The sequence below is a fragment of the uncultured Campylobacter sp. genome, assembly GCF_938018145.1.
Classification (GTDB): Bacteria; Campylobacterota; Campylobacteria; order Campylobacterales; family Campylobacteraceae; genus Campylobacter_A.
The window spans coordinates 1-3,596 of sequence record NZ_CALIII010000069.1; the positions used below are offsets into that span (position 1 = coordinate 1).

The 3,596-nt window shown below is 48.0% G+C and carries 3 protein-coding genes; all 3 read right to left on the reverse strand.

Features of this window, described 5'->3' with window-relative positions; all coding sequences use genetic code 11:
- Positions 1 to 40: 40 nt before the first annotated feature.
- A complete protein-coding gene (locus Q0338_RS01580; RefSeq protein ID WP_298085228.1) occupies positions 41 to 1,246 on the reverse strand; it encodes a M48 family metallopeptidase in 1,206 nt (401 codons plus the stop codon).
- A gap of 8 nt (positions 1,247 to 1,254) precedes the next feature.
- The gene (locus tag Q0338_RS01585; protein ID WP_298085229.1) at positions 1,255 to 2,385 is read right to left on the reverse strand and encodes a hypothetical protein; all 1,131 of its coding nucleotides are present in this window, start codon (positions 2,383 to 2,385) and stop codon (positions 1,255 to 1,257) included.
- Positions 2,386 to 2,390: 5 nt separating this feature from the next.
- A partial coding sequence (locus Q0338_RS01590; RefSeq protein WP_298085230.1) for a sodium-dependent transporter occupies positions 2,391 to 3,596 on the reverse strand: 1,206 nt, incomplete at its 5' end.

Sequence of the window (3,596 nt, forward strand, 5' to 3'; positions counted from 1 at the left end):
GCACGCTGGAGCTATCTGCGAGGCGGCGGCCTTTAGCGCGTCATTTACCGTCATTTTCCAGCTCGTTTATACGCTCAAAGAGACTTGGGTGCGAGTGATAGAAAAAGGCGTAGAGCGGATGAGTCTTCGGGAAGGCCTTGTTTTCGGAGCCTAGCTTTTTTAGCGCGCTTATCATGTCGGCTTTGTTTGAGACATCGCCTGCAAATTTATCGGCGCCAAATTCGTTCGCGCGGCTAAAATACGAGCTCACCGGCGAAAATAAAAATCCGAAAATCGGCGAAAAAAGTAGCAAAAACACGATCACTCCGCCGCCTCCGCTATGAAGCCCCAGCGCCTGATACGCCTCGTCAGGGATGTTGCCGAATATAAAAAACATCGCAAAAAGCATAACCGCGCTTAGAGCGATCATTTTTAGGATATCTTTGTGCTTAAAGTGCCCGAGCTCATGCCCCAAAACGGCGATTATCTCGGCAAGACTTAGTTTCTTAACGAGCGTGTCGAAAAGCACCACGCGTTTAGTCGCGCCAAGGCCGCCAAAATAGGCGTTTAAGCGGTTATCGCGCTTGCTGGCATCTATCGTAAAAACGCCGCTACTTTTAAAGCCGCACTGCGTCAAAAGCCCTTCTATACGGCTTTTTAGCTCGCCCTCTTCTAGCGGCTGCATTTTGTTAAAGATAGGCGCGATGAGCGTCGGGTAGATGAGATTTATCACGAGCGCGACCGCGAAGCTCAGCAAAAACGCCCAAAACCACCAAAAATCGCCCAAAAATCCAATGCAAAGCAGCACCAGCCACACAAACAGCGTGCCAAACACCAGCGTTAGCGCGAGCGTTTTAGCTAGATCAAGCACAAAAATTTTAGGCGTGACATTTGAAAAGCCGAGCTTTTTATCTTTGACGAAGGTTTCGTAGATATTTAGCGGTAGTTCTAGCAGCGACGAAACGAGCAAAAATACCATAACCATAAAGACGTTATCGCCTATATCTCCCGTTTTATAGGCATGCCCCGATATCGCACCAAGTCCCCAGCACACCCACATCATAAATATCGCAGCGTGATAGAGAAGGCTAATTAGCTCAAATTTTTGATTGCTTATCGCGGCTGCGGCGGCTGATTCGTATTCGCCCTGTTCTAGCACGACGGCGGGCTTTTTAGCCTCTGCGCGTATAAAATTTATCTGCAAAATCGCCAAAATCGCCTTTGCGGCAACGTAAAAAAAGTAAATACCGAGTAAAAAATAAAACATATTTTTCCTTAAATTTTATAAAGACTAAAGCAGCCGTAGTCGGTGCGCACGGCCAAAAATTCCTCGCCGTTTATGCGCTCAAATTTCGCTTCGCAGCGCTTCACGATGTGCGAGAGCTCAAAGCTAGGCTGTAAATTTCCGCTTTTTAGGTCGATGACGCGGGCTTTGTCGTAGCTAATTAGCGTGATTCTAGAACCGTCCGCGCTAACACAAAACTCGTCCGCTTCGGCGCATTCGCCGTGTAGCCACACGGGCCACAGCCGCTCGCCGCTTGCAGCATCAAGGCAAACTAGCTTGCTGGTGTAGCGCTCCTTGCCTAGTAGCGAGCCGTCAGCTAAAAAGCAAATTTTATCAAAAACCCCGAAGTCGCCTCTGGGTTTATTTAAAATTTCGCCGTTTAGCGTGTTTAAAATTTTGATCTCGTTTTGCTTGCAATGAAGCGCAAGTCGCGTGCCTTCATTGTTAAGGGCGGCGCACAAAACCGGTGTGTAGTTTTTCATTTCGGATCTGTACTCGGCCAGAGGCGAAATCTCGCTACCTCGCAAAGTAAAAATTTGACCAAACATCGCAAACGCCGCCGTATCTTTCGCAGCGCAAACGAAACTCGTAAATTCTTTGCTATTTTTAAAGCTCATATCTTTAGAGAGATCGCTAAATTCGCCGCTCGCCGGGTCAAATTTAAAGATAAAATGATCCAGATCCAAAAGCAAAATCTCGCCCGCGCTCTCTGCTCGCCACGCAAGCGGCTTTGGTAGGACGATCTGCTGCTTTACGGCGCCGCTCGCGTCCAGTCTGATGAGAAAATCATCCAGCGCGCCGCCCTCTTTGTAGCCGCCGCATTTATAGACGAAAAGCTCGCCTTCTGCGCCCGCAAAGGCTAGCGCGCCCGTGTATCCGCCGCCGATGTAGATGTGCAGATTCGCCTCGCCAGCTTTGGCGTCTGCGTTTTGCAGGACGTAGCCTTTTTTCAGGCTCTCCCACTCCTTTTTCGCGCAAGCTTTTTGCGCCTCGTCTATACTTGCAAACTCCTTTTGCGTCTGCCTCGTTTTGATGTTTTTTATGCTCTCGCTGAGTAAAATTTGACCCTCTACGCGCAAATTTAAGCGGTCGCCGTTGGCTAAATTTACGAGATTTGCCATCAAATTTACTTTAAAAAGTTATCGTAAAACGAGCTGATAAAAAGCACCAAAATGATAAACGGCACGATGAATTTGATATACCAAAACCAGATATTTACGAGTTTTGCGTATTTTTCGCTGCCTTGCATTATCTCGCGTTTGGCTTCGTCTTTTAGCACCCAGCCGACAAATATCGCGCATCCTAGCGAAGTTAGCACGAAAAATATCGTAGCGCTGATGGCGTCGTATGCGTCAAAGATATTTTTACCGAAAATTTTAACGTCCGCAAGCAGGTTCGTAGCCATCAAGGACGGTAAATTTCCAAATATAAATATCGTGCCTAGAACCAGCAAAATCGCGCTTTTGCGTTTTATTTTAAATTTTTCCTGAAGCGTCGTGATGATAACCTCGTAGATCGGCAGCGAGGTCGTGAGCGCGGCGATCATCAGTAGCGCAAAAAACGCCACCGCAAAAAATCCGCCAAAAGGCATATGCGAAAAAACGATCGGCAGGCTCTTAAACACGAGGCTTGGGCCGCTATCGGGCGAGACGCCGTAGCTAAAGAGCGACGGAAATATCATAAAGCCCGCAAGCACGGCGATGAGGGTGTTTAGGATGCCCGTGATGATAGAGATTTTAACCAGCCCCTCGTCCTTTTTAACAAAGCTTGAAAGCGTGATCATCACGCCAAAACCAAGCGAAAGCGCGAAAAATACCTGTCCCAAAACATCGACGAAAAGCTTGATATTTATCTTTGAAAAATCGGGCGTGAGATAAAATTTAATCCCCTGCGCCACGCCATCTAAGGTCAAGTTTTTTACGATCATCACGATCATCAGTACAAAAAGCAGCGGCATGAGGTACTTCGCCGAGCGCTCGATACCGCCGACCGCGCCCTGCACCAAGATCGCGTAGTTTACGAGCACGAACACGAGCGTCGCAAAGCTAATAGCCAGCGGATCGCTAACGATATTTTGCTCATAAAACGCGCTCGTAACCTCAAAACTAAGCACCTGCGAAAGATCAAGCATGCCAAATGCGATCTGCGCGATATAGTTTAGCACCCAGCCGCCGATAACCATGTAATAAGCCATGATGCCAAATGCGCCAAGCAGCCCCATCCAGCCCACGATTTTCCATGCCGGATTTATATTTTTACCGCCGAATGCGTCCACGGCGTTGCATTTTAGGCGTCTGCCGATCGCATTTTCAGCTAAAATCATCGGTATACC

What these genes read in the sequence shown, in the direction of transcription:
- Q0338_RS01580 (WP_298085228.1), bottom strand. Translation starts at nt 1,246, where the DNA reads ATGTTTTATTTTTTACTCGGTATTTACTTTTTTTACGTTGCCGCAAAG.
- Q0338_RS01585 (WP_298085229.1), bottom strand. Translation starts at nt 2,385, where the DNA reads ATGGCAAATCTCGTAAATTTAGCCAACGGCGACCGCTTAAATTTGCGC.